This window comes from Streptomyces sp. NPDC005438 (assembly GCF_040606315.1).
Taxonomy (GTDB): Bacteria; Actinomycetota; Actinomycetes; order Streptomycetales; family Streptomycetaceae; genus Streptomyces.
Map to the genome: position 1 here is coordinate 600,979 of NZ_JBEXEP010000002.1, position 24,458 is coordinate 625,436.

The following is a 24,458-nucleotide window of genomic DNA, read 5'->3' on the forward strand; positions in this document are numbered from 1 at the left end:
ACTTCCCGCCGGAGGAACCCCCATGTCTGCCACGCCCCGTACCAGTTCGGTCATCCTCGCCGGCGCGCGCACCCCGATGGGCCGACTCCTCGGATCGCTCAAGTCCTTCTCCGGCGCGGAGTTGGGGGGCATGGCCATCAAGGCGGCCCTGGAGCGCGCCGGCGTCAGCGGCGACCAGGTCGAGTACGTGATCATGGGCCAGGTGCTCCAGGCGGGAGCCGGCCAGATCCCCGCCCGACAGGCCGCCGTCAAGGCCGGCATCCCCATGGACGTACCCGCGCTCACCATCAACAAGGTCTGCCTCTCCGGCCTGGACGCCATCGCCCTGGCCGACCAGCTGGTGCGGGCCGGCGAGTTCGACGTGGTGGTGGCCGGCGGCCAGGAGTCCATGACCAACGCCCCCCACGTGCTGCCCAAGACCCGGCACGGCTACAAGTACGGCTCGGTCGAGATGCTCGACGCCATGGCGCACGACGGGCTCACCGACGCCTTCGAGAACATCGCCATGGGGGAGAGCACCGAGAAGCACAACACCCGGCTGGGCATCGACCGTGCCTCCCAGGACCAGGTGGCCGCGCTGTCCCACCAGCGGGCCGCCGCCGCCCAGAAGAACGGAGTCTTCGAGGCGGAGATCGCCCCCGTGGAGATCCCCCAGCGCAAGGGCGACCCGGTGGTCTTCAGCGAGGACGAGGGCATCCGCGGCGACACCACCGTCGAGGGCCTGGCCAAGCTGCGCCCCGCCTTCGCCTCCGACGGCACCATCACCGCCGGCACCTCCTCCCAGATCTCCGACGGTGCCGCCGCCGTGGTCGTGATGAGTCGGGCCAAGGCCGAGGAACTGGGGCTGAGCTGGATCGCGGAGATCGGCGCCCACGGCAACGTGGCCGGCCCCGACAACTCGCTCCAGTCCCAGCCCTCCCACGCCATCCAGCACGCCCTGGGCAAGGAGGGGCTGACGGTCGAGGACCTGGACCTGATCGAGATCAACGAGGCCTTCGCCGCCGTGGCCGTGCAGTCCATGAAGGACCTCGGCGTCACCAGCGACAAGGTCAACGTCAACGGCGGCGCCATCGCCCTGGGCCACCCCATCGGCATGTCCGGCGCCCGCCTCGTACTGCACCTCGCCCTGGAGCTGGGCCGTCGGGGCGGCGGCGTGGGGGCCGCCGCCCTGTGCGGCGGCGGTGGACAGGGGGACGCCCTGATCGTGCGCGTACCGGGTGAGTAGGGTCCCGGTGGGCGGGCCGGCACCCGAGGCGGTGCCGGCCCCCCGCCGAGACCGAGGTCGACGCTGACCGGTGCCCGGGTGGGCCGCGCGGTGCAGCAGCCCAGTGAAGGAGCGCAGCAGCCATGGCGGTGGACGTCGCCCAACTCGTCGGTCGGGCAAGGGAGGGCAAGCCCCGCGCCGTGGCCCGGCTGATCACCCTGGTCGAGGGTGCCTCGCCACAGTTGCGCGAGGTGATGGCCGCGCTCGCCCCGCTGTGCGGGAACGCCTACGTGGTGGGGCTCACCGGCTCCCCGGGAGTCGGCAAGTCGACCTCCACCTCCGCCCTGGTCACCGCCTACCGCAAGGCCGGGAAACGGGTCGCCGTACTGGCCGTCGACCCCTCCTCGCCGTTCTCCGGGGGCGCCCTGCTGGGCGACCGGGTACGCATGTCCGAGCACGCCTCCGACCCCGGCGTCTACATCCGCTCCATGGCCACCCGGGGCCACCTGGGCGGACTCGCCTGGGCGGCGCCCCAGGCGATCCGGGTACTGGACGCGGCGGGCTTCGACGTGGTGCTGGTGGAGACGGTGGGGGTGGGCCAGTCCGAGGTGGAGATCGCCGCCCAGGCGGACACCGCCGCCGTACTGCTCGCGCCCGGTATGGGCGACGGCATCCAGGCGGCCAAGGCCGGCATCCTGGAGATCGGCGACGTGTACGTGGTCAACAAGGCCGACCGTGAGGGCGCGGACGCCACCGCCCGGGAGCTGAACCACATGCTCGGCCTGGGCGAGGCCCGTCAGCCCGGCGACTGGCGCCCACCCATCGTGCGCACCGTGGCCGCCCGTGGCGAGGGGGTCGACGAACTGGTCGAGGCGCTGGAGAAGCACCGGGCCTGGATGGACGAGCACGGAGTGCTGGCCGAACGCCGTGCGCGGCGGGCCGCCGGGGAGATCGAGGCCATCGCGGTCACCGCGCTGCGCGAGCGTATCGGCGACCTGAGGGGCGACCGTCGGCTGGGCGCGCTGGCCGAACGGATCCTCGCGGGCACGCTCGATCCCTATGCCGCGGCCGATGAACTCGTCGCCGGTCTCACCGGCGACTGAGCGCAGCCGGTCTCACCGGCGACTGAGCGCAGCCGGTCTCACCGGCGACTGAGCGCAGTCGGTCTCACCGGCGGCTGAGTGCGGCCGGGCTGTCTGGCGCCGGGGTACGGCCGGTCTGGTCGGCGCCGGGGTGCCGCTGTCCCATCGGGCGACCGGTCGCCGCCGGTTCCATCGGTGACCGGGAGAGCAGGGGGTTCACCGGTCGGTGAACCCCAACCGGCCCGGGGCCGCCGCCAGTTGGGCGGGCCCCGGGCCGGGTGCGCGCTGAACGGTCCCCGACGTTCACCGTCGGCGGTTGCCGGGCTCAGTCGTCGCTGTCGTCATCGCTGTCGTCATCGCTGTCATCACTGTCATCGCGGTCGTCGCTGTCGTCGTCGCGATCGTCGTCACGGTCATCGCTGTCGTCGTCGGCACGGTCGTCGGAGCCCTCGGCTCGCTTCTCGACCGCCTTGACGTCGTCGGCGTCCACCCGGACCTCGTACCACCGGCCGCCGTCACCGAGGACGTCGACCTCCCAGTGCGTGGCCGAACCCCGGTCGCCCTCGTCCTCCAGCTCGACCTTCTCGACCACGCCGCCCTTCACCGCCGACCGCGCGGCCTTGGCGGCCTGCTCGGCGCTGACCTTGGCCTTGCGCAGCTCCCGGGCCTCGCGGGCGTCGTCGCGGTCACCGTCCCGGCTGTCCTCCGCGTCGTCGGTGGGCTCGGGAGTGGGGTTCTCGTCGGTGGGGCTCGGGGTGGGGACCGGGTCGGTGCTGGAACTGTTGGTGGACGCCCCGTCGCCCGAGCCGCCGTCGGCGAAGGCCACGGCGGAGGCTCCGGTGACGAGCGTGGCGGCGGCGACACCAGCAATGATGATCTTGCGGGTCATGATTGTTCCCTCCGTCAGGGGCGCGGTGCTGTCGATGTGTGGACCACCGTGGCCCAGCCCGGCTGAAGCCACCCTGAAGGCGGCTGAAAGCCGCTTCAGGTTCCGTTTGGCAGGCTGTGTCCATGCGCCTGTTGATCGTGGAGGACGAACAGCGACTGGCCCGCTCCCTGGCCCGGGGGCTGGAGGCCGAGGGGTTCGCCGTGGACGTCTCCCACGACGGCCTCGACGGACTGCATCGGGCCCGGGAGACCTCGTACGACCTGATCGTGCTGGACATCATGCTTCCCGGCCTCAACGGCTACCGGATCTGTGCCGCGCTGCGCGCCGAGGGCGACGAGACGCCCGTACTGATGCTGACGGCCAAGGACGGTGAGTACGACGAGGCGGAGGGCTTGGACACCGGCGCCGACGACTACCTCACCAAACCGTTCTCCTACGTGGTGCTGCTGGCCCGGGTCCGCGCCCTGCTCCGACGCCGCAACCGCGCCGGGGCCCGTGAGATGCGGGTCGGGTCGCTGCGCGTGGAGCCCTCCACCCGCCGGGTGTGGCTGGCCGACGAGGAGGTGTCGCTGACCACCAAGGAGTTCGCGGTACTGGAGCAGTTGGCGACCCGGGCCGGCGAGGTGGTGTCCAAGGCCGAGATCCTCGAACACGTCTGGGACTTCGCCTACGAAGGCGACGTCAACATCGTCGAGGTCTACATCAGCGCGCTACGCCGCAAACTGGGCGGCGGGCGGATCCTCACCCTGCGCGGGGCGGGCTACCGACTGGTGCCCGATGCGTAGGGGCACCGTCCGTACCAGGGCGGCCGTGGGCGCCACCTCGGTGGTGGCGGTGGCCCTGCTGCTGGTCGGGGTGATGGTGGTGTCGCTGTTGCGCTCCGAGCTGGCCGGGGACGCCAGGCTCCAGGCCGAGGCCCGGGCTCGCGAGGTCGCCGCCCAGGTCACCGACGTCAACGCCGGGAAGGTCGGCGGGCTGGAGGAGCTGGACACCGACGACCCGATCCAGGTGGTGGACGTCAGGGGCAGGGTGATCGGGGCCAGCGAGCCCCTACGCGGACAGCCCGCCCTCGCCGACTTCCACCGACCCGACCGGCCCGAGCCCACCGAGTCCGGCGAGCCGACCGCCAGCCCGGAGGGTGACAGCGACCAGGACGACAGCGAAGACGACAGCGACCGGGACGACAGCGAGGAGAACGACGACCGCGACGACAGCGCGGACGACAACGGGAGCGACGACAGCCCGGCCCCCACCGACAGCCCGCCCTCGACACCCACCGTGGACCGGGACAGCGAGAGCGAGGTCGTACGGCTGCCGGTCGACGGGGACGGGGAGGTCACCCACGCCCGGGACGCGGACGGGGAACAGGACTTCACCCTGACCGCCGTACAGTCCGCCACCCGCGACGGCGAGCCGGTGACCGTCTACGCCGGCGCCTCCCTGCGCGACCAGGAGTCGGCCGTCTCCACGGTCACCCGCGCCATGCTGTTCGGGCTGCCGGTGCTCCTCGCCGTGGTGGGCGTCGTGACCTGGCTGGTGACCCGGCGGGCGCTGCGCCCGGTGGAGGGCATCCGCCGCGAGATGGCCGCGATCACCGCCAGCACCGACCTGTCCCGTCGGGTCCCGGAGCCGGCCGCCCAGGACGAGGTCGGCCGGCTGGCCCGCACCACCAACGAGACCCTCACCGCGCTGGAGAGTTCGGTGGAGCGCCAACGGCGCTTCGTGGCGGACGCCTCCCACGAGCTGCGCAGCCCCATCGCCTCCCTGCGCACCCAGCTGGAGGTGGGCGCCGCCCATCCCGAGCTGCTGGACCTCGACGACGCGGTGACGGACACCGTACGCCTCCAGGTACTGGCCGCCGACCTGCTGCTACTGGCCCGGCTGGACGCGGGGGAGAAGCCGGGGGACGCGAGGGTGGACCTGTCCGCGACGGTGCGGGAGGAACTGGCCCAACGGACCGGTGACCGTCTGCCGGTGGCCGCCGACCTGTCGGACGGCGTCGAGGTCACCGGCTCCCGGGGCCAACTCGCCCGCGTACTGGGCAACCTGCTGGACAACGCACAGCGGCACGCCGACTCCCGGGTGACGGTGAGCGTACGGAGGGTGGGGAAGTGGGCGTCGCTGGAGGTGGCCGACGACGGTGCCGGGGTTCCCGAACCGGACCGGGAGCGGATCTTCTCCCGGTTCGTGCGGCTGGACGACGCGCGGAGCAGGGACGAGGGCGGGGCCGGACTGGGCCTGGCCATCGCCCGGGACGTGGCCGAACGCCACGGTGGCTCGCTGCGCCTGGTGTCGGGCGCCGGGGGCGCCCGCTTCGAGCTGCGACTCCCCCTGGCCTGACCCGTGGGCGGGCCACCCGGGGGCCACCGCGCGGGGAGAGCGTCGGGCCGGGTGTGGGTCCGGCCCATACGGGCCTCAGACGCGTCCGCGCTGTTCGCGCAGGCGCTCACCGACCGGGGCCAGGGCCTGGTACATCGCGCGCAGTCCCTCGGGGGATATCTGGTCGATGAAGTGACGGCGCACCGACTCCACGTGGTGCGGGGCCACCTGGAGCATGGTGTCCCAGCCGTGGTCGGTGAGCACCGCGAACAGTCCGCGACGGTCGGTGTCGCAGTGTTCGCGACGTACCAGGCCGGCACTTTCCATGCGGGTGATCTGGTGGGAGAGCCGGCTCTTGGACTGGAGCGTGTTGGACGCCAACTCGCTCATCCTCATCCGGCGTTCGGGAGCCTCCGAGAGGTTGACCAGGATCTCGTAGTCGTTGTTGGTGAGACCGAACGGCTGGAGATCACGTTCCAGCTGGTACATCAGCATCCTGCTGACGTCCAGGTGCATCCGCCAGGCTCGCTGTTCGTCCTCGTTGAGCCAGCGGGCGGCATTTTCGATCGTCATGCATCAGAACTCTACCCAGTTCTGACGTGGGGCGTTCAGAATCCGAAGCGGCGCTGAAGATCGCCCATCCCACCGGACTGCCGCTGCCCGCCCCCACCGGGTACGCCCTCCTGGGTGGGCACCGCCCCGGTGTCCCGCTCGGCCATCAGCTGCTCGGTGGACTGGATCAGTACGGTCCCCTCGCCGACGAACTCGAACTGGTGCTCCTCGCCGGAGGCACCCCCCACGCCCGTCATGCGTCGCAGGCCGCCCAGCACCCCGCGCAGGTACTGGTGGTCGTAGTGGTGGCAGGGCGAGGGACAGTCCGCCCAGCCGACCAGGGCCTGGGGGTCGACCCGGACCGGCGGTTCGAGGAAGTGCACCTCGCCGTTGGAGGCGGCCACGAACTTGCCGGTGCCGATGAGGGTGACGAACCCCGGGATGATCGACTGCTTCAGGGAGAGGCTGGGCTCGAAGGCCAGCAGGTTGCCCGAGCGGACGGTGAGGTTGCCGTCCTCCAGGTCGTAGGAGTTGACGTCGAAGGCCCGGTCGGCCAGCAGCATCTTGCCGTAGCCGTCGGCCACCACCCAGTCCGAGGCGTGCAGCGGGGAGTGGAAGCTGCTGGCGATCAACCGGTCCAGGGGGCCGTGGCCGATGCCGTTGAAGGTGATCTGCCCGAAGTAGGCGATCATCTTCCCCTTCTGCAGGAACCACTGGCCACGCAGGTCGACGCAGAAGGAGTACGGGTTGACGTTGTCGTTGGACGGCAGGGACTGGGCGTCCAGCGGGGTCACGGTCACAGCTTCTCCTCGCTCGCCTGCACGTACACCGTGCCGTTGCCGGTCAGTTCCAGTTGGAAGGCCTCGCCCGAGCCCCGGCCGACCATGTCACGCCAACCGAGCGCGCTGGACAGCCGGTTGCGTACGTCCCCGTGGTGGGCCACGTAGGCCTGCGGGTCGACGTGGATCGGCCGGTCCGGGGCGATCGGCAGCCGGATCACGCCGCCGTGCGCCATCACCGCCACCGAGCCGTTGCCCTGGAGGGTGGTGGTGAACAGCCCGTGCCCGGAGACCTGTCCGCGCACCATGCCCATCACCCCGCCCTGGGAGCCCATGAACATGGTGCCCTGTTCCAGGGAGCCGTCGAAGGCCAGCAGCCGGTCGGCCTCCACGTACAGGGTGTCCTGGCGCAGTTCGATCACCTCGACGTGGTGGCCGCCGTGGCCGAACAGCACCTTGCCGTTGCCCTCCACCGTCATCAGGGGGGTGGACTCGCCGGCCAGCCGCCGCCCGATCATGGAGCCGAACCCGCCCTGTCCGCCCTGGATGTTGGGGGTGAAGGCCACGTCGCCGGTGTAGGCGATCATCGCCCCCCGCTGGCTGAACAGCCGCTGTCCGGGCTGGACCTGGGCCTCGACGATCTTGGAGCTGATGGTGCGGAAAGGCATCAGAGGTTCCCTCCGATGGTGTTCCGTTCGCTGGGCTGCACGTACACCAGGCCCTCACCCTCGAACTTGATCTGGAACGACTCCCCGGAGCCCTCACCCATGAACGTCCTGAAGTTGATCCCCGACTCGAAGCTCTGCCGCAGGTCGCCCTGGTGGGCGACGTAGGCGCCGGGGTCGACCTGGAGCGGTTGGCCCTGGCTGACCCGCAGCACGATGGCCGGACCGTCGGAGAGCAGGGCCGCCTGGCCGCTGCCCTCCAGGGTGGTGGTGAACAGGCCGTTGCCCTGGCTGGCGCCCCGCAGTCCGGTGAAGGTGGTGCCGGTACGGAGTCCGCCCTCGGTGCACAGCAGGTTGCTGGCCTCCACGTGCATCTTCTCGCCGCGCAACTGCACCAGGCTGATGTCGCTGGCGGCGTCGGCGAAGTAGCAGGTGCCCTTGCCCTGCACCTCCATCACGATCATCTGCTCACCGGTGAGTCGGCGGGTGACCATCCCGCGCAGTCCCTCACCACCCCCGGTCAGCTTCTTGAACGACATCTGCCCGTCGTAGGCGACCATCGAGCCGTTCTTGGCCTTCACCGTGTCGCCGTGTAGGACGACGGCGAGCACCTTGCTTCCCTGCAGTTGGAACTGAGCCACGCTCCAAAACCTATACACAGCCCGGCCGTCGGGGATAGCCGTACGGTGATCCGGTGCTGATCCAGTGCCGATCCGGGACCCTCCGCGAGGTCGCCGGGAGGTCGCCGCGAGGAAGCGTCAGTCACCGGCTTCCCGGCCCCGGCCGCCGGGCCTCTGGGGCCGGCTGGCACACTGGGGGCCAGTTTGTGCGTCCCTTCACAAACCTCCTGGTGCCTGCGAGAAGAGGGATCCTCGTGCCGATCAAGGACACTGCCACCACCCTGCCCCCGCGTTCGGTGAGCGCGCTGCGCCGACTCCGCCTGGTCTCCGCCCCCGAGGCGATCTCCTTCCTGCTGTTGCTGGTGTGCTCGGTCCTCAAGCGCACCACCGACTTCAACGCGGTGCCGGTCATGGGCGCCGTCCACGGTGTGCTGTTCGTGATCTACGTGCTGTTCTGGCTGGACGCCTGGAAGCAGGTCAAGTGGCCGCTGGGAACCAGCGCCCTCTACTTCGTCCTCTCCGTCCTGCCCACCGGGGGGTTCTTCGCCGACCGGATGCTGCGTCGTGAGGAGGAGGCCGGAGTGATCGCCGCCCGGGCTCGTCTGGAGACCCCGTCCGGTACCCAGGAGGCCTGAGCCGGTGATCGTCGCTTTCTCGGTCACCCCGCTCGGCGTGGGTGAGGACGTGGGGGAGTACGTCGCGGACGCGGTGCGGGTGGTCCGCGAGTCCGGCCTGCCGCACCGTACGGACGCGATGTTCACCTCCGTCGAGGGGGAGTGGGAGGAGTGCATGGCCGTGGTCCGCGCGGCCGTGGCCGCGGTGGAGGCGCGGGCCCCACGGGTGTCCCTGGTGCTCAAGGCGGACATCCGCCCCGGCGTCGAGGACGGCCTCCACTCCAAGGTGGCCACCGTGGAACGGCACCTGTCCGGTCCCGAACGGTCCTGATCCGGCGGTATCCCGTCGGGGTGGGGCATCCGTCCTCCGAGACGGCTGTGTCCACCGGCTGGTCGGCCGATAGGGTCGGCACCGTGTCGAAACCGCTCAGCCTGTCGTTTGACCCCATCTCCCGTGCCGACGAACTGTGGCGGCAACGCTGGGGTTCGGTGCCGTCCATGGCGGCCATCACCTCCGTCATGCGCGCGCAGCAGATCCTGCTGTCCCGGGTGGACGGGGTGCTCAAGCCGTACGGACTGACCTTCGCCCGCTACGAGGCGCTGGTGCTGCTGACCTTCTCCCAGTCCGGGGAGCTACCGATGTCCAAGATCGGTGAGCGCCTGATGGTGCACCCCACCTCGGTGACCAACACGGTGGACCGGCTCCGCGCCGCCGGCCTGGTCTCCAAGCGCCCCAACCCCGACGACGGCCGGGGCACCCTCGCCTGCATCACCGACGAGGGGCGCCGGGTCTGCGACGAGGCCACCGCCGACCTGATGGCCATGGAGTTCGGGCTGGACGCCTACGACGACGAGGGGTGCGCCGAGATCTTCGCCGTGCTGCGACGGCTGAGGGTGGACGCCGGCGACTTCGCCGAGTGACCTGGCGGGGGCCCGTCACCGGCGTCCACCCGGTGCTGGATAGGCTCGTTCGACCCGAGTCGTCCCCGTGAGGAGCGGTCATGAAGAAGAGCGTGCTGACGCGTTACCGGGCGCTGGCGTACATCACCGCCGTCATGCTGCTGGTGCTGTGCACCTGCATGGTGTTCAAGTACGGCTTCGACACCGGTGAGGACGTCACCTTCGTGGTCTCCCAGGCGCACGGGGTGCTCTACATCCTCTACCTGATCTTCGCCTTCGACCTCGGTCAGAAGGCGCGTTGGCCGTTCGGCAAGCTGCTGTGGGTGCTGGTCGCGGGCACCATCCCGACCGCCGCGTTCTTCGTGGAGCGCCGGGTGGTGCGGGAGGTCTCGCCGTTGATCGAGGACGAGACCCCGGTGACCGCCGCCTGAACCCGACCGGGGTGGGCCCGTGAGGTCCGAGGGCCGCGACGGTCGACAAATATTTGGACGTCCAAGTAAATTGGGTCCCATGGACGCTGAAGCCATCGAAGAGGGCCGCCGACGGTGGCAGGCCAGGTACGACGCGGCACGGAAGCGGGACGCGGACTTCACCACCCTCAGTGGTGACCCCGTGGACCCGGTGTACGGGCCCCGCCCCGGCGACGCCGTCGAGGGCTTCGAGAGGATCGGCTGGCCGGGGGAGTACCCGTACACCCGGGGCCTCCACCCGACCGGTTACCGGGGGCGGACCTGGACCATCCGCCAGTTCGCCGGCTTCGGCAACGCCGAGCAGACCAACGAGCGGTACCGGATGATCCTGGAGGCGGGCGGCGGCGGCCTGTCCGTCGCCTTCGACATGCCCACCCTCATGGGCCGGGACTCCGACGACCCCCGCTCGCTCGGCGAGGTCGGCCACTGCGGGGTGGCCATCGACTCCGCCGCCGACATGGAGATCCTCTTCCGCGACATCCCGCTGGGCGAGGTCACCACCTCCATGACCATCTCCGGTCCGGCGGTGCCCGCCTTCTGCATGTACCTGGTCGCCGCCGAGCGTCAGGGCGTGGACCCCGGGGTCCTCAACGGCACGCTCCAGACCGACATCTTCAAGGAGTACATCGCCCAGAAGGAGTGGCTGTTCCCGCCGTCCCCGCACCTGCGGCTGATCGGCGACCTGATGGAGCACTGCACCCACAACATCCCGGCGTACAAGCCGCTGTCGGTCTCCGGCTACCACATCCGGGAGGCCGGCTCGACCGCCGCCCAGGAGCTGGCCTACACCCTCGCCGACGGCTTCGGCTACGTCGAACTGGGCCTCTCCCGTGGGCTGGACGTCAACACCTTCGCCCCCGGCCTGTCCTTCTTCTTCGACGCGCACCTGGACTTCTTCGAGGAGATCGCCAAGTTCCGCGCCGCCCGCCGGATCTGGGCCCGCTGGATGCGCGACGTGTACGGCGCCACCAGCGACAAGGCCCAGTGGCTGCGCTTCCACACCCAGACCGCCGGTGTCTCCCTGACCGCGCAGCAGCCGTACAACAACGTGGTCCGCACCGCCGTGGAGGCCCTGGCAGCCGTGTTGGGCGGCACCAACTCCCTGCACACCAACGCCCTGGACGAGACCCTGGCCCTGCCCAGTGAGCAGGCGGCCGAGATCGCGCTGCGCACCCAGCAGGTGCTGATGGAGGAGACCGGGGTCACCAACGTCGCCGACCCGCTGGGCGGTTCCTGGTACGTCGAGGCGCTCACCGACCGCATCGAGCAGGACGCGGAGAAGATCTTCGAGCAGATCAAGGAGCGCGGCCGTCGGGCGGTGCCCGACGGCAAGCACCCCATCGGCCCGATCACCTCCGGCATCCTGCGCGGGATCGAGGACGGCTGGTTCACCGGCGAGATCGCCGAGGCCGCCTTCCAGTACCAGCGGGCTCTGGAGAAGGACGACAAGCGGGTGGTGGGCGTCAACTGCCACACCGGTTCGGTCACCGGCGACCTGGAGATCCTGCGGGTCAGCCACGAGGTGGAGCGCGATCAGGTACAGGAGTTGGGCGACCGCAAGGCCCGCCGCGACGACGCCAAGGTGAAGGCCTCCCTGGAGGCGATGCTGACCGCGGCCCGGAGCGACGGCAACATGATCGAGCCCATGCTGGAGGCGGTGCGCGCCGAGGCCACCCTGGGCGAGATCTGCGGGGTGCTGCGCGAGGAGTGGGGCGAGTACGTGGAGCCGGCCGGCTTCTGAGCCGGCATCGGTCCAGTGGCCCGCCGGTGGCCGTGACGAGGGGCCGGGGGAAGCGGGGGCTTACCCCTCCTGCTCCGCCCCTTCGTCCGGCCCGGGTTTCCCCGACCCCGACAGTTCCTCCAGACCGCGCAACAGCAGCGTGGTGAACGCCGTCCGCCACTCCTCGTCCACCGGGCCGGCGCTCACCAGGGAGCGGTGCACCACGGCACCGGCGATCACGTCGAAGATCAGGTCGGCGTGACGCCGGGCGGTGTCCGGGTCCTGGTCGACGGGGAGTTCCCCGCGTTCCTGGGCGCGGGCGCGACCCGCGACCACCAGCCGCTTCTGGCGCTCCACCAGCGCCTCGCGGATGCGCTCGCGGAGCCTCTCGTCGCGGGTGGCCTCGGAGACCACGGCCATCAGGGAGGTCTGGGTCTCGGGTTGTTCCAGCAGCGCCGCGAAGGAGGCGACCACCTCCTGGATGTCGTCGGCCAGGCTGCCCCGGTCGGGCAGTGCCAGCTGGTCGAAGATCACCGCCACCGCGTCCACGACCAGTTCGCTCTTGCTGGTCCACCGCCGGTAGAGGGTGGTCTTGGCCACACCGGCCCGCCGGGCCACCTCGCCCATGGTCAGCCCCGACCAGCCAACTTCCACCAGTGCGGCACGAGTTGCGGCGAGAATCGCCTGGTCGGCGGTGGAACTGCGCGGGCGGGCCATGGAGTGACCATATCGACGAGGACGACCATGGGTTACGCTACGGCGAGTAGCGAAACGCCTCTGGGCGGACGCCCGTGAACGCCGGAGGGGGACCCGGCGGAGCGAAAGACCGATCCGTGGAACCGGATGGTGCGTGAAGGGGGGAGACTGGTCCCATGCAGCCACGCAATATGTCCATGAGCGGAGTGGTCGACCTCGGTGCCGTCAAGGCGGCGGGGGAGGCCAAGCAGAAGGCGGAACAGGCACGGTCCAGGGCCGCTGAGGGGGGTGGGGGCGAGGCCCCGACCAGTCTGGTGATCGATGTCAGTGAGGCGACCTTCGAGGCCGAGGTGCTCCAGCGGTCGGCCGAGGTCCCCGTGGTCATCGACTTCTGGGCGGAGTGGTGTGAGCCGTGCAAGCAGCTCGGGCCGCTGCTGGAGCGGCTGGCGAACGAGTACGCGGGCCGCTTCCTGCTGGCGAAGATCGACGTCGACCAGAACCAGATGCTCTTCCAGCAGTTCGGGGTGCAGGGCATCCCCGCGGTCTTCGCGGTGATCGCCGGCCAGGCCCTGCCGCTGTTCCAGGGCGCGGCGCCCGAGCAGCAGATCCGTGGGGTGCTGGACCAGTTGATCGAGGCCGCCGAGCAGCGGTTCGGGATCGTCGGGCAGCCGGTCGCCCCCGGCCAGCCGAGCGAGGAGAGCGCTCCCGAGGAGCCGGAGGACCCCGCCCTGGCGGCAGCCCACCAGGCGCTGGACGCCGGTGACCTGGCCGGCGCCACCGAGGCGTACCGCGGTGTGCTCGCCGAGGAACCGGGCAACGTCGAGGCCAAGTTGGGCCTGGCCCAGGCCGAACTGCTGGGGCGCGTCCAGGGGTTGGACGCCCAGCAGGTGCGCAAGGAGGCCGCCGACAACCCCACCGACGTGGATGCCCAACTCCGGGCCGCGGACCTGGACCTGGTCGGCGGTCACGTGGAGGACGCGTTCGGTCGGGTGGTGGAGACCGTACGGCGGACCTTCGGTGACGACCGGGAGCGGGCCCGGCTGCGTCTGCTGGAGCTGTTCGAGGTGATCGGCGCCGACGACCCCCGGGTGGTGTCGGCGCGTGGCGCGCTCGCCCGGGTGCTCTTCTAGGGGCGCGGTCGGCGTCTCTCGCGACACGACGATTTAGCGACACGGCGGTCGCGTTTTGCCAAAACTTGGGAATCGCGACCGCTGTTACTTCCAGTAAACAGCTCTCCGGCTTTTCGTCTTCCGTATCCCATTTGAAGCGGTATGGAGTGGCGATCTTCGGCCACCCTCGGTGTTCGGGCTCGATCTTTCGGCCATGTTTCGGTTATCCAGTCGTTACTAGCTAGTAACGAGGCCCTTGTGTCCGCGCTCTGGATAGACCACGATCGGCCAAGCTCGGTCCAACTCCCCTGCCCGGCAACCATTCGGAGCGTGGAGAGTAGGGTCCCCACCGAGCGGGCCGGCAGCTCCGCACCACCAGTACCAATCGCCGGTCTAGGACAGGGGGGTCCCCACCACGTGGGGCCTGTCCATTCAAGAGAGGCCGCGTGCTCAGCGGGGCCAGTGGTTGTCGCTCGGGGGTGATCGCCGGCAGCGCGGACATGGCGTACACACGTCTGTGGTGACGGCGCTCTTCTTCCCGAGGACGTAGCACTTCTCCCATCCCAGGCCGGGAGGCTCGTACGGAGCGGGCAGTTTCAGGCCGGAGATGTACGTCCGAGAAGGAGGAAAGTCATGGAGTCTCTGGCTCGTGGCGGGACCAGATGGAAGCGGTTCGCCGTTGTCATGGTGCCGAGCGTTGCCGCAACCGCCGCGATAGGTATCGCACTCTCCCAGGGTGCGCTCGCGGCGTCGTTCAGTGTTTCCGGCCAGCAGTTCAAGGTGACCGCTGACCGACTGGACGGGCAGGGGTTCGTCCAGTACGGAGCCGTCGACAGCACGAAGGTCGGCAAGAAGCCGGTCGCCGTGGTGGGCTTCAACTCGGCCAAGATCGAGAACCTGTGCCAGTCCGTGGTGGTTCCGGTCCCGGTGTTCGGCGACACGTCGCTGAAGCTCACCGCCGGCGCCAAGGGCGGCCCGAAGGTGGAGGCCAAGAAGCTGTACATCGACGCCGACGACCTCGGCGCCAACGCCACCTTCAACAACATTGACATCGGTGTCTCCGCGGACGACACCACCAAGGGGCCCGGCACGCACAAGGGCGACAACTACGCCAAGGGGTCGTTCGCCCAGCAGGCCGACAGCGCGACGTTCACCAACGTCAAGCAGCGCGCCTGGGCGACCACCGCCGGCACGTTCAAGCTCAGCGGCCTGAAGATGGCCGTCACCAAGGGCAAGAGCGAGTGCTACTAGAGCACTGAACGGCCGTATGGGCGCGGGTGCTCCCTCCCCCCGTGAGTATCCGTGCCCATACGGCCGCACCACACCGCACCACGCCTTGTGCCAGTCCCAAGGAGCAGTACGACATGAGTGCCGACACCTCTTCGCGGCTGATGACCCAGTTCGGCCAGAAGCGACTTTCCTTCCGGGAATGGCGCTGGCAGCGTCCGTTCTGGGGCGGGCTGCTCACACTCCTCGGCGGCATCCCGATCATGTACATCCCCTACGCCAACCTGACGTTGGGCTCGTTGACCATCAGGATGTCGACGACCGCCGGCGCGGGCTCGCTGATCATCGGGGTGCTGCTGGTGGTCCTGGGGCTGACCATGTGGTTCCAGCCGCACTCCCGGGTCTTCGCCGGTGTCGCGGCGATCCTGCTCGCCCTGGTCTCCCTCGTGGTGTCCAACGTGGGCGGCTTCCTGGTCGGCTTCCTGCTGGCCCTGGTCGGCGGAGCGCTCGGTGTCTCCTGGGCGCCCGGTGAGTCGCCGTCCACCGACGCGCGGCGTACCCGTACCGCCACCCGTACGGAGAAGAAGGCCGACCCGGAACCGGAGGACGCCGTCGCGAAGTCCTCCGCGACGCGGTCCGAGGCCGCCTCCGACACCGGGGATGACGGCTCATCAGATGTTGACTCGGCTTCGGACGACGAAGCCCACGCGAACGGGAGGCACCGTGCCGGGTGACCAGGTGCGCGAGGAGATGGGTGAGTGGCCGGACGGGGGCGCGAGATCCGGTCCGCGCCACGCGGCGCCCCGTAAGCCGCTGCTGACCCGGTTGAACATACCCGCCGGCAAGGCCATCGCCCTCGCCGCCATGCCCTCGGCCATGCTGATGAGCATCGGGCTGACGCCCCAGCTCGCCAGCGCCAAGCCCGTTCCCAAGAACCCCTTCCGGGACGGCCCCTGTGTGTCCGTGCCGGACAAGGAGCCGGACCAGGGCGCGGAGGACGACAAGGACGGCGGCAAGGGCGGCAAGTCCGGTGACAAGGGCAGTGCGCCCGGCGACAAGGCTGGCAAGCCGGGTGACGGGAAGTCCGGCGGCTCCGGCGACGGCGGCAAGGGTGGGACCGGTTCCGACGAGGACACCGACAAGCCCGAGGGCCCCGACCCCGACAGCCTGTTGGCCAAGCTGCGGCTGAAGGTCAAGGAGACCCGCGAGGCCGCCGATCGGACCGCCAAGGACGCCAAGAAGAAGGTCGAGGCGGCCAAGAAGGCGGCCGAGGAGGCGGCGGAGTCGGGAGACGGCGACGACTCCCACAACCCCCTGGACCCGCTGGGTCTGGGCGAGATGCTGAAGGACCTGTTGGGTCTGGGGGACGACGACGAGGACGCGGACGCGCCCGACGACGGCGACGTCCCGGACACCAAGGAGAGCAAGGCCGCGAAGGCCGCCCTCAAGAAGGCGAAGAAGGCCAAGAAGGCGGCGGACGCGGCGGCCGAGGAACTCAGGGAGGCCGAGAAGGCCGCCAAGGAGGACAAGGGCGACGGCGGCTCCTCGAAGCCCGGTTCGGGCGGTGGGAAGGGCGCGGACGGGGACTCCGACGGCTCGGGAGGAGCCAAGGGGTCCGACGGCAAGGGCGGAACCGGCGAGGACGGCGACGGGAAGAAGGACGCCGACTCCAAGGCCGACGACCTGAAGCCGGACAAGGACGGCAAGAAGCCCTTCCCCTGCGTGGAGGAGAAGAAGGTCGCCGGCAAGGCGGAGGAGACCAGGGTCGTCCTGCCGAACCAGCCGTGGTTCCTGGAGGCCAGTCGACTGGCGCTGCACCAGCTGGACTACGAGGGCGTGGTCAACGTCCGTACCGCCAACGGCGCCACCAAGCAGGTGCTCAAGTTCACCGCCGGCAGCGTGGACATCGGCGACCTGCACCAGACCGTGAAGGGGCCGGACGGCATCACCTACCACGTCGAGGCCAGCAAGGGCAGCAACTCCACCATCCGGGGCGGAAAGGTCACGCTCTACACCGAGGAGCTGAAGGGCAACCTGTTCGGGCTGATCCCCATCACCTTCGACCCGGAGCACCCACCGCCGCTGAACATCCCCGAGGCGCTGTTCACCAACGTCAAGGCACGGCAGGCGGGACAGTTCGGGGGCAACCTCACCGTCCCGGGGCTGCACAGCTACGTGACCAAGTGACCCGCCACCAGCGGCGGTAGCGCCGACCCAGACCCTTTCGGGAGCCGCGGAACACAGGGCCCGGTCACCGTGTCGTACACGGTGACCGGGCCCTGTCGCGCTGGTCGCGCCCCCGGTGGGGGCGGGCTCACTCCCCGGCGACGCCCAGGTGGTGCACCCGCACCATGTTGGTGCTGCCGGGCACCCCGGGAGGGGAGCCGGCGGTGATGATCATCAGGTCTCCGGCGTCGTACCGCTGGAGCTTCAACAGTTCCGCGTCGACCAGGTCGACCATCTCGTCGGTGTGGTCCACGTGGGGCACCACGAAGGTCTCCACGCCCCAGCTGAGCGCCAGTTGGTTGCGGGTGGAGGGTTCGGTGGTGAAGGCGAGGACGGGCTGCTCGGTGCGGTAACGGGACAGCCGGCGGGCGGTGTCCCCGGACTTGGTGAAGGCGACCAGGGACTTGGCCTGGAGGAAGTCGGCCATCTCGCAGGCGGCCCGGGCCACCGAACCGCCCTGCGTACGGGGCTTCTTGCCCTGCACCAGCGGTTGGAGGCCCCGGGAGAGCAGCTCGCCCTCGGCGGCCTCCACGATCTTCGACATGGTCTTCACGGTCTCGATCGGATACTGCCCGACCGAGGACTCCGCCGACAGCATCACCGCGTCCGTACCGTCCAGGATGGCGTTGGCCACGTCGGAGGCCTCGGCGCGTGAGGGGCGGGAGTTGGTGATCATCGACTCCATCATCTGGGTCGCCACGATCACCGGCTTGGCGTTGCGGCGGCACATCTCGATCAGCCGCTTCTGCACCATCGGAACCTTCTCCAGCGGGTACTCCACCGCCAGGTCGCCCCGGGCCACCATCACCCCGTCGAAGGCGAGGACGACCTCCTCCATGTTCGCCACCGCCTGGGGCTTCTCCACCTTGGCGATGACCGGCACCCGACGGCCCACCTCGTCCATCACCCGGTGGACGTCCCGTACGTCCGTGGCGTCCCGGACGAAGGACAGGGCGACCATGTCGCACCCCAGTTCCAGGGCGAACCGCAGGTCGTCCACGTCCTTCTCGGACAGGGCCGGTACGTTGACCGCCGCGCCGGGCAGGTTGATGCCCTTGTGGTCGGAGATCATCCCGCCCTCGATCACGATGCACCGCACCCGGGGGCCGTCGACCTCGACCACCTGGAGGGCCACGTTGCCGTCGTTGATCAGCAGCGGGTCGCCCTTGGCCACGTCCCCGGCGAGCCCCTTGTAGGTGGTCCCGCAGAGGGTCCGGTCACCCTCCACGTCCTCGGTGGTGATGGTGAACTCCTCACCACGGACCAGCTCCACGGGGCCGTCGGCGAAGGTGCCCAGGCGGATCTTGGGGCCCTGGAGGTCGGCGAGGACGCCCACGGCCCGCCCGGTCTCCTCGGAGGCCTTGCGGACCTTGTGGTACCGCTCCTCGTGTTCCGGGTGGGTGCCGTGGCTCATGTTGAAGCGGGCCACGTTCATGCCGGCCTCGATCAGCGTCTTCAACTGTTCGTAGGTGTCGACAGCCGGGCCCAGGGTGCAGACGATTTTGGAACGGCGCATGGAGCGATCCTAACTTTTTGTTTCCCAGCGGAACGTAATAGGGGGCGGCTGAGGACCGGCGGGGACCGGGACCGGGGTCCCGGCCTCCCCGGCCATGGTCCGTCAGCCGGGCTCGAAGGGAGCGGACTCGTCGAAGACCAGCCGGTAGGTCTGGGTGGCGATCTCCATCTCCTCGTCGGTCGGCACCACGGCGACCGCCACCCTCGCGTCGGGCGGGGAGATCAGCCGGGCCCGCCGGGAGGGCTCCTCGTTGCGGACCGGGTCCACCTCCAGCCCGAGGCCCTCCAGGCCGGACAGCGCCGCACCGCGCACCGCCGCCGCGTTCTCCCCGACACCGGCGGTGAAGGTCACCGCGTCCACCCGGCCCAGCACCGCGTAGTACGCCCCCACGTACTTGCGTACGCGGTGGACGTAGACCTCGAAGGCCAGCCGGGCCGCCGGGTCGCCCTCGTCCCTCCGGCGACGGATCTCCCGCATGTCGTTGTCCCCGCACAGCCCCACCAGACCGCTGCGCCGGTTCAGCAGGTCGTCGATCTCGTCGATGGAGTACCCCGCGACCCGGGAGAGGTGCAGGACCACCGCCGGGTCCAGGTCTCCCGAACGGGTCCCCATCACCAGCCCCTCCAGCGGGGTCAGCCCCATCGAGGTGTCCACGCAGACGCCCCCGGCCACCGCGGAGGCCGAGGCGCCGTTGCCCAGGTGCAGCACGATGGTGTTGGTGTCCTCCAGGGGCCGGCCCAGCAGTTCGGCGGTGGCCCGCGACACATAGGCGTGCGAGGTGCCGTGGAAGCCGTAGCGGCGGATGCGGTGGGCGTCGGCGGTGGCCACGTCCACCGCGTACCGGGCGGCGTACTCCGGCATGGTGCTGTGGAAGGCGGTGTCGAACACGGCGACCTGCGGCACCCCCGGGTTGAGCGCCCGGGCGGTGCGGATGCCCGTCAGGTTCGCCGGGTTGTGCAGCGGCGCCAGGGGCACCAGCCGCTCGATCTGGGCGAGCACCTCCTCGTCGATCACCGCCGGGGCGGTGAACCGCTGCCCGCCGTGCACCACCCGGTGCCCGATGGCCGCCAACCGCGGTGAGTCCAGGCCCAGTCGGTCCGCCGACAGTTCCTCGGCCACCGCCTTCAACGCCGCCTCGTGGTCGGTCAGCGCCAGCTGCCGCACCCGGGGCTCGCCGCCGTCGGGGGTGTGGGTCAGCCAGGAGGCGGACTCCCCGATGCGCTCGGCCAGTCCGGTGGCCAGCCGGGCGCCCCCGGCCATGTCGATCAGCTGGTACTTCACGGAGGAGGAACCGGAGTTGAGCACCAGCACCCGGGTGGGGTGCCGGTCCGGTACGGAGGAGGGGACGGTCACGGTCTCGCTTTCCCGACGGTGCGAAGTGGTCGACGAAGGGGCGGGGGGCTCAGCTGGGCCAGGGCTCGGAGGAGCCGCGCTTGGTGCCCTGCGCCTGGATGGCGGTGATCGCCGCGGTGTTGACGATGTCCTGCACCAGGGCGCCCCGGGACAGGTCGTTCACCGGCTTCCGCAGCCCCTGGAGCACCGGCCCCACGGCCACCGCCCCCGCCGAACGCTGCACCGCCTTGTAGGTGTTGTTGCCGGTGTTGAGGTCGGGGAAGACCAGCACCGTGGCCCGGCCGGCGACCTGGGAGCCGGGCAGCTTGGTGGCCGCCACCGAGGGCTCCACGGCGGCGTCGTACTGTATCGGACCCTCCACCAGCAGGTCCGGCCGCCGCTCGCGCACCAGCTCGGTGGCCCTGCGGACCTTGTCCACGTCCGCACCCGAACCGGAGGTGCCGGTGGAGTACGACAGCATCGCGATCCTGGGCTCCACCCCGAAGTGCGCGGCCGTCTCGGCCGACTGCACGGCGATGTCGGCCAGCTGCTCGGCGTCCGGGTCGGGGACCACCGCGCAGTCGCCGTACACCAGGACCCGGTCCGACAGGCACATGAAGAACACCGAGGACACCGTGGAGGCGTCCGGCTTGGTCCTGATCACCTCGAAGGCGGGCCGGATGGTGGCCGCCGTGGAGTGCGCGGCCCCCGACACCATCCCGTCGGCCAGCCCCTCGCGCACCATCAGGGTGCCGAAGTAGGAGACCTCGGCGACCACGTCGTACGCCAGCTCGTGGGTGACCCCGCGGTGTGCCCGCAGCCGCGCGTACAGGTCGGCGAACCGCTCCCGCAGCGGTGAGGTGCGCGGGTCGATGACCCGCGCGGTGGCGCCGTCGCCCTCGGGCACCTCGCTGGGCCCCAGCAGTTTCAGGTCGATGCCCAGCTCGGCGGTGCGCCGGCGTACCACGGTGTCCTCGCCCAGCAGGGTCAGGTCGCAGATGTTCCTGCGCAGCAGCACCTCGGCCGCCCGCAGTACGCGTTCCTCGGTGCCCTCGGGCAGCACCAGGTGCCGGCGGTGGGAGCGGGACCGCTCGATCAGCTGGTGCTCGAACATCATCGGCGTGACCCGGGCGCTGCGGGCCACCGCCAGTCGCTCGGACAGCCGCGAGGTGTCCACGTGCGCCTCGAACAGGCCGATGGCGATCTCCGCCTTGCGGGGTGCCGCCGCCGTCAACCGCCCCTCCAGGGCGAACAGTTCACCGGCGGTCGGGAACGACTTGTCCGGCACCACCAGCAGCGGGGTGCCCGGCGCCAGTCGGTCGGCCAGCGCCATGGTCTCCGGCCCGGGCCGCTGGTCCAGGGTCAGCAGCACCCCGGCGATGGGCGGAGAGCCGGCCGAGTGCGCCGCGAGCGCCCCGATGACCAGGTCCGACCGGTCCCCGGGGGTCACCACCAGGCAGCCGTCGGTCAACGCCGGCAGGAAGTTGGGCAGATGGGCGCCACCGAACACGAAGTCCCGCACGTCGCGGGACATCCCGGCCGGGTCGCCCAGCAGGATGTGCGCCCCCAGCGCCTCCTTCACCTGGGCCACCGTGGGGGCGGACAGGGCCGGCTCCTCGGGGAGCACGTAGGTGGGCTCGTCCAGGTGCCGTGCCAGGTCCTGGGCGGCGAGGCGCACCTGGGTGGGCGGTACCCGGTTGGCGATCATGGCGATCACCTCGCAGCCCAGGGAGGTGAACGCGTGGTGGGCGTTGCGGACCTCGGCCACCACGGAGTCGGCCGACTGGCCGGAGCCGGCGACCACCGGCAGTACCGGGGCGCCGAACTCGGTCGCCAACTGGGCGTTGAGGGCCAGTTCGGCCGGCAGGTTGGTGTCCGCGTAGTCGGTGCCCAGCACCAGGACGACCTCGTAGTCGCGGGCCACCCGGTGGTAGCGGTCGACCAGTTGGGAGACCAGCTCGTCGGTGCCCTTCTCGGCCTGGAGGGCGGCGGCCTCGTCGTAGCCCATGCCGAACACGGTGCCGGTGGGTTGGGTGAGGCGGTACCGGGAGCGCAGGAGGTCGAAGATGGGGTCGGGGCCGTCGTGGGCCAGCGGACGGAAGACGCCCACCCGGTCGACCTGCCGGGTGAGGAGTTCCATGACCCCCAGCTCCACGACCTGACGTCCGTCACCCCGCCCGATCCCGGTCACGTACACGCTGCGCGTCACTGCACTCGCTCCCCGTATCCGTGGATAAGCGCCCTTAAGGTGCGCCTGTTGTGGAGCCTATCCTCGCGGCCTGAACGTGCCGTCGCCAATGGGTGGACGGGGGGATCCGGCCGCCTTCACAGCATGAAAGAATCCGCGCACCGAGGCGGGGCTCAGCGGCGAGTCGCCTGGAAGCAGCAGCGAGCAGCAGGAGATGCGAACCCATGCGTATAGGAGTCCTCACCGCCGGTGGTGACTGCCCTGGCCTGAACGCCGTGATCAGGTCCGTGGTCCATCGGGCCGTGGCCGACCGCGGTGACGAGGTCATCGGATTCGAGGACGGGTTCAAGGGGTTGCTGGAGGGGCGGTACCGCTCCCTGGACATCAACTCGGTGTCCGGCATCCTGGCGCGCGGGGGCACCATACTGGGCTCCTCCCGGCTGGAGCGGGACCGGCTGCGGGACGCCTGCGACAACTCCGAGGAACTCGTCGGGCGGCTCGGCCTGGACGCCCTGATCCCCATCGGGGGCGAGGGCACGCTCACCGCCGCCGCGATGCTCGCCGAGGCCGGGCTGCCGGTCGTCGGGGTGCCCAAGACCATCGACAACGACATCTCGGCCACCGACCGCACCTTCGGCTTCGACACCGCCGTGGGCGTGGCCACCGAGGCGATGGACCGGTTGAAGACCACCGCCGAGTCCCATCAGCGGGTGATGGTGGTGGAGGTGATGGGGCGGCACGCGGGCTGGATCGCCCTGGAGTCGGGGATGGCGGCCGGTGCGCACGGCATCTGCGTGCCGGAACGCAACTTCGAGGTCGACGAGTTGTGCAAGATGGTCGAGGAGCGGTTCGCCCGGGACAAGCGGTTCGCCCTGATCTGCGTGGCCGAGGGCGCCCACCCGGCCGAGGGCTCCATGCCGTACGAGAAGGGCGTGATCGACCAGTACGGTCACGAGCGCTTCGTCGGCATCGGCAACCGGCTCGCCGCCGAGTTGGAGCACCGGCTGGGCAAGGAGGCCAAGCCGGTGATCCTCGGGCACGTCCAGCGCGGCGGTACCCCCACGGCGTACGACCGGGTGCTGGCCACCCGCTTCGGCTGGCACGCGGTGGAGGCGGCGCACCGGGGCGACTTCGGCATGATGACCGCGCTGCGCGGCACCGACATCATGATGGCTCCGCTGGCGGAGGCCACCCGGGAGCTGAAGCGGGTGCCGCAGCTGCGCATGGACGAGACCGAGGCGGTCTTCTGAGCCTCCCGGCACGAAGGTGGGCGGCCCCGGAAGTCCCGTGACCACTCGGGGGCCGGGGCTTCCGGGGCCGCTTTCCGGGGCGTGTCGTGGGGATCACCGTGAGCCGGCGCGTGGTGTCACCCTGGGTCGCTGTCGCTGTCGCTGTCGCTGTCGCTGTCGCTGTCGCTGTCGTGCCGGGTCGGACTCCCCGTCGGCCTCGCTCTGTCTCGTGGCCCGCCACACCGGAGCGCGGTCGCTGACCTCCCGGGTCCGAACGGCACCCCCTCGCTCACCCCTTGACGGCGCCGCCCAGGGCGAAGCCGCCGCCCAGCCGGCGGGAGATGAGGACGTACAGCAGGATGACCGGGGTGGAGTACAGCACCGAGAAGGCGGCCAGTTCGCCGTAGGCGACGCGGCCGTAGTTGCCGAAGAAGGTGTAGATGTTCACCGAGGCCGGGAACTTCTCGGGCGAGAGCAGCAGCATGAAGGGGACGAAGAAGTTGCCCCACATCATGATGAAGCTGTAGATGGTCACCACGGAGAAGCCGGGGCCCATCAGCGGGAGGATCACCCGGCGCAGCCCCTGGAACCAGGAGGCTCCGTCGGTCCAGGCCGCCTCCTCCAGCACCACCGGCACCCCGTCCATGAAGTTCTTCATCAGCCAGATGGCGAAGGGCAGTTGGGAGGTGGCGAGGAACAGCGCCGTGCCGAAGAGGGTGTCGATCAGGTTGACCTGGACGAACAGTCCGTAGACCGGCACCATGATCGCGGTCACCGGCAGGCAGGTGCTGAACAGGATGGTCAGCAGGTACGGCCGGGAGAACCGGGACCGGTACCGGGACAGCGGGTAGGCGGCCAGGGCGGCGGCCACCACGGTGACCAGGGTCGCCCCACCGCACATCACCAGGCTGTTGAGCATCGGGGTGAAGGTGATGTCGTTGGTCCACACCGCCGAGAAGTTCTCCAGCCCGGGTGAACTGGGGGCGCTCATCCTCAGCTTGGCCTCGGGGTCCAGCGAGGCGAACACCAGCCACAGCAGCGGGAGGGCGAAGGCCACGGCCAGCACCGCGAGTCCGAGGTCGGCCGCGAGTCGTTCCCGGGTACGTCGGGTCAGTCCCATG

The 24,458-nt window shown here is 70.4% G+C and carries 24 protein-coding genes; 14 read left to right on the forward strand and 10 right to left on the reverse strand.

The features are described from left to right. Positions 1-22 precede the first annotated feature (22 nt). Together ABZT14_RS07425 and meaB are read left to right on the forward strand one after the other, a co-directional pair. Positions 23-1,225, forward strand: a complete 1,203-nt coding sequence (locus tag ABZT14_RS07425; RefSeq protein ID WP_356298224.1) for an acetyl-CoA C-acetyltransferase — start codon at positions 23-25, stop codon at positions 1,223-1,225. Positions 1,226-1,347: 122 nt separating this feature from the next. Continuing rightward, positions 1,348-2,307 carry a methylmalonyl Co-A mutase-associated GTPase MeaB gene (gene meaB, locus ABZT14_RS07430; RefSeq protein ID WP_356298226.1) on the forward strand — a complete coding sequence of 320 codons (960 nt, stop codon included), beginning with the start codon at positions 1,348-1,350 and terminating at the stop codon, positions 2,305-2,307. Between the two features lie 304 nt (positions 2,308-2,611). On the opposite strand, the gene ABZT14_RS07435 is transcribed toward meaB, so the two are convergent. Next, entirely contained in the window at positions 2,612-3,175 is a 564-nt protein-coding gene (locus ABZT14_RS07435; RefSeq protein ID WP_356298228.1) for a PepSY domain-containing protein, read from the reverse strand. A gap of 122 nt (positions 3,176-3,297) precedes the next feature. Between ABZT14_RS07435 and ABZT14_RS07440 the strand changes: the two genes are divergently transcribed. Beyond that, on the forward strand, positions 3,298-3,960 hold the full coding sequence (locus tag ABZT14_RS07440) for a response regulator transcription factor (RefSeq protein ID WP_356298230.1): 663 nt from the start codon (positions 3,298-3,300) through the stop codon (positions 3,958-3,960). Further along, positions 3,953-5,515 carry a HAMP domain-containing sensor histidine kinase gene (locus ABZT14_RS07445; RefSeq protein ID WP_356298232.1) on the forward strand — a complete coding sequence of 521 codons (1,563 nt, stop codon included), beginning with the start codon at positions 3,953-3,955 and terminating at the stop codon, positions 5,513-5,515. Before ABZT14_RS07440 ends, ABZT14_RS07445 begins: the two co-directional genes overlap by 8 nt. 75 nt (positions 5,516-5,590) lie before the next feature. On the opposite strand, the gene ABZT14_RS07450 is transcribed toward ABZT14_RS07445, so the two are convergent. Genes ABZT14_RS07450 through ABZT14_RS07465 form a run of 4 tightly spaced genes read right to left on the reverse strand, consistent with a single transcriptional unit; the run spans position 5,591 to position 8,131 of the window. After that, entirely contained in the window at positions 5,591-6,067 is a 477-nt protein-coding gene (locus ABZT14_RS07450; RefSeq protein ID WP_356298234.1) for a MarR family transcriptional regulator, read from the reverse strand. Positions 6,068-6,102: 35 nt separating this feature from the next. Beyond that, the gene (locus ABZT14_RS07455) at positions 6,103-6,846 is read right to left on the reverse strand and encodes an AIM24 family protein (protein WP_356298236.1); all 744 of its coding nucleotides are present in this window, start codon (positions 6,844-6,846) and stop codon (positions 6,103-6,105) included. Next, positions 6,843-7,493 (reverse strand): AIM24 family protein, encoded by a 651-nt coding sequence (locus ABZT14_RS07460; protein ID WP_356298238.1) that lies wholly within the window; start codon positions 7,491-7,493, stop codon positions 6,843-6,845. The genes ABZT14_RS07455 and ABZT14_RS07460 overlap by 4 nt, the downstream gene beginning before the upstream one ends. Then, a complete protein-coding gene (locus tag ABZT14_RS07465; RefSeq protein ID WP_356298240.1) occupies positions 7,493-8,131 on the reverse strand; it encodes an AIM24 family protein in 639 nt (212 codons plus the stop codon). Before ABZT14_RS07465 ends, ABZT14_RS07460 begins: the two co-directional genes overlap by 1 nt. Before the next feature lie 260 nt (positions 8,132-8,391). On the opposite strand from ABZT14_RS07465, the gene ABZT14_RS07470 reads away from it, so the two are divergent. The 5 genes from ABZT14_RS07470 (at position 8,392) to ABZT14_RS07490 (ending at position 11,835) form a co-directional block, all read left to right on the forward strand. Continuing rightward, the gene (locus tag ABZT14_RS07470; protein ID WP_356298564.1) at positions 8,392-8,745 is read left to right on the forward strand and encodes a DUF3817 domain-containing protein; all 354 of its coding nucleotides are present in this window, start codon (positions 8,392-8,394) and stop codon (positions 8,743-8,745) included. 4 nt (positions 8,746-8,749) lie between these two features. Further along, complete coding sequence (locus ABZT14_RS07475) at positions 8,750-9,055, forward strand: MTH1187 family thiamine-binding protein (protein ID WP_356298242.1); 306 nt, start codon at positions 8,750-8,752, stop codon at positions 9,053-9,055. Positions 9,056-9,138: 83 nt separating this feature from the next. Continuing rightward, entirely contained in the window at positions 9,139-9,645 is a 507-nt protein-coding gene (locus tag ABZT14_RS07480; RefSeq protein ID WP_356298244.1) for a MarR family transcriptional regulator, read from the forward strand. A gap of 80 nt (positions 9,646-9,725) precedes the next feature. Further along, on the forward strand, positions 9,726-10,055 hold the full coding sequence (locus ABZT14_RS07485) for a DUF3817 domain-containing protein (RefSeq protein WP_356298246.1): 330 nt from the start codon (positions 9,726-9,728) through the stop codon (positions 10,053-10,055). A gap of 79 nt (positions 10,056-10,134) precedes the next feature. After that, entirely contained in the window at positions 10,135-11,835 is a 1,701-nt protein-coding gene (locus ABZT14_RS07490) for a methylmalonyl-CoA mutase family protein (RefSeq protein WP_356298248.1), read from the forward strand. Between the two features lie 60 nt (positions 11,836-11,895). Here the strand turns inward: ABZT14_RS07490 and ABZT14_RS07495 are convergent, their stop codons facing one another. After that, entirely contained in the window at positions 11,896-12,531 is a 636-nt protein-coding gene (locus tag ABZT14_RS07495) for a TetR/AcrR family transcriptional regulator (protein WP_356298250.1), read from the reverse strand. A 155-nt stretch (positions 12,532-12,686) separates the two neighbouring features. Between ABZT14_RS07495 and ABZT14_RS07500 the strand changes: the two genes are divergently transcribed. The 4 genes from ABZT14_RS07500 to ABZT14_RS07515 all read left to right on the forward strand — a co-directional run bounded on the left by ABZT14_RS07500 (position 12,687) and on the right by ABZT14_RS07515 (position 17,033). Next, a complete protein-coding gene (locus ABZT14_RS07500; RefSeq protein WP_356298252.1) occupies positions 12,687-13,640 on the forward strand; it encodes a tetratricopeptide repeat protein in 954 nt (317 codons plus the stop codon). A gap of 612 nt (positions 13,641-14,252) precedes the next feature. Then, entirely contained in the window at positions 14,253-14,870 is a 618-nt protein-coding gene (locus tag ABZT14_RS07505; RefSeq protein WP_356298254.1) for a DUF6230 family protein, read from the forward strand. A gap of 113 nt (positions 14,871-14,983) precedes the next feature. Continuing rightward, positions 14,984-15,580, forward strand: coding sequence for a DUF6114 domain-containing protein (locus tag ABZT14_RS07510; protein ID WP_356298256.1), 597 nt, complete (start codon positions 14,984-14,986; stop codon positions 15,578-15,580). Further along, complete coding sequence (locus tag ABZT14_RS07515; RefSeq protein WP_356298258.1) at positions 15,570-17,033, forward strand: hypothetical protein; 1,464 nt, start codon at positions 15,570-15,572, stop codon at positions 17,031-17,033. The genes ABZT14_RS07510 and ABZT14_RS07515 overlap by 11 nt, the downstream gene beginning before the upstream one ends. A 127-nt stretch (positions 17,034-17,160) precedes the next feature. Here ABZT14_RS07515 and pyk read toward each other — a convergent pair whose 3' ends face one another. The 3 genes from pyk to pta all read right to left on the reverse strand — a co-directional run bounded on the left by pyk (position 17,161) and on the right by pta (position 22,129). Further along, on the reverse strand, positions 17,161-18,588 hold the full coding sequence (gene pyk, locus ABZT14_RS07520) for a pyruvate kinase (protein ID WP_356298260.1): 1,428 nt from the start codon (positions 18,586-18,588) through the stop codon (positions 17,161-17,163). A gap of 102 nt (positions 18,589-18,690) precedes the next feature. Continuing rightward, entirely contained in the window at positions 18,691-19,941 is a 1,251-nt protein-coding gene (locus ABZT14_RS07525) for an acetate kinase (protein WP_356298262.1), read from the reverse strand. 49 nt (positions 19,942-19,990) lie between these two features. Then, the gene (gene pta / locus ABZT14_RS07530) at positions 19,991-22,129 is read right to left on the reverse strand and encodes a phosphate acetyltransferase (protein WP_356298264.1); all 2,139 of its coding nucleotides are present in this window, start codon (positions 22,127-22,129) and stop codon (positions 19,991-19,993) included. A gap of 203 nt (positions 22,130-22,332) precedes the next feature. Between pta and ABZT14_RS07535 the strand changes: the two genes are divergently transcribed. Next, entirely contained in the window at positions 22,333-23,358 is a 1,026-nt protein-coding gene (locus tag ABZT14_RS07535) for a 6-phosphofructokinase (RefSeq protein ID WP_356298266.1), read from the forward strand. A 268-nt stretch (positions 23,359-23,626) separates the two neighbouring features. On the opposite strand, the gene ABZT14_RS07540 is transcribed toward ABZT14_RS07535, so the two are convergent. Then, on the reverse strand, positions 23,627-24,457 hold the full coding sequence (locus ABZT14_RS07540) for a carbohydrate ABC transporter permease (protein WP_356298268.1): 831 nt from the start codon (positions 24,455-24,457) through the stop codon (positions 23,627-23,629). Between the last annotated feature and the right edge of the window lies 1 nt (position 24,458).

Bases quoted from the DNA above. Each gene is read 5' to 3' on its own strand.
- ABZT14_RS07425 (WP_356298224.1), top strand. From the start codon at position 23: ATGTCTGCCACGCCCCGTACCAGTTCGGTCATCCTCGCCGGCGCGCGC.
- meaB (WP_356298226.1), top strand. From the start codon at position 1,348: ATGGCGGTGGACGTCGCCCAACTCGTCGGTCGGGCAAGGGAGGGCAAG.
- ABZT14_RS07435 (WP_356298228.1), bottom strand. From the start codon at position 3,175: ATGACCCGCAAGATCATCATTGCTGGTGTCGCCGCCGCCACGCTCGTC.
- ABZT14_RS07440 (WP_356298230.1), top strand. From the start codon at position 3,298: ATGCGCCTGTTGATCGTGGAGGACGAACAGCGACTGGCCCGCTCCCTG.
- ABZT14_RS07445 (WP_356298232.1), top strand. From the start codon at position 3,953: ATGCGTAGGGGCACCGTCCGTACCAGGGCGGCCGTGGGCGCCACCTCG.
- ABZT14_RS07450 (WP_356298234.1), bottom strand. From the start codon at position 6,067: ATGACGATCGAAAATGCCGCCCGCTGGCTCAACGAGGACGAACAGCGA.
- ABZT14_RS07460 (WP_356298238.1), bottom strand. From the start codon at position 7,493: ATGCCTTTCCGCACCATCAGCTCCAAGATCGTCGAGGCCCAGGTCCAG.
- ABZT14_RS07485 (WP_356298246.1), top strand. From the start codon at position 9,726: ATGAAGAAGAGCGTGCTGACGCGTTACCGGGCGCTGGCGTACATCACC.
- ABZT14_RS07490 (WP_356298248.1), top strand. From the start codon at position 10,135: ATGGACGCTGAAGCCATCGAAGAGGGCCGCCGACGGTGGCAGGCCAGG.
- ABZT14_RS07495 (WP_356298250.1), bottom strand. From the start codon at position 12,531: ATGGCCCGCCCGCGCAGTTCCACCGCCGACCAGGCGATTCTCGCCGCA.
- ABZT14_RS07500 (WP_356298252.1), top strand. From the start codon at position 12,687: ATGCAGCCACGCAATATGTCCATGAGCGGAGTGGTCGACCTCGGTGCC.
- ABZT14_RS07505 (WP_356298254.1), top strand. From the start codon at position 14,253: ATGGAGTCTCTGGCTCGTGGCGGGACCAGATGGAAGCGGTTCGCCGTT.
- ABZT14_RS07510 (WP_356298256.1), top strand. From the start codon at position 14,984: ATGAGTGCCGACACCTCTTCGCGGCTGATGACCCAGTTCGGCCAGAAG.
- pyk (WP_356298260.1), bottom strand. From the start codon at position 18,588: ATGCGCCGTTCCAAAATCGTCTGCACCCTGGGCCCGGCTGTCGACACC.
- ABZT14_RS07535 (WP_356298266.1), top strand. From the start codon at position 22,333: ATGCGTATAGGAGTCCTCACCGCCGGTGGTGACTGCCCTGGCCTGAAC.
- ABZT14_RS07540 (WP_356298268.1), bottom strand. From the start codon at position 24,457: ATGGGACTGACCCGACGTACCCGGGAACGACTCGCGGCCGACCTCGGA.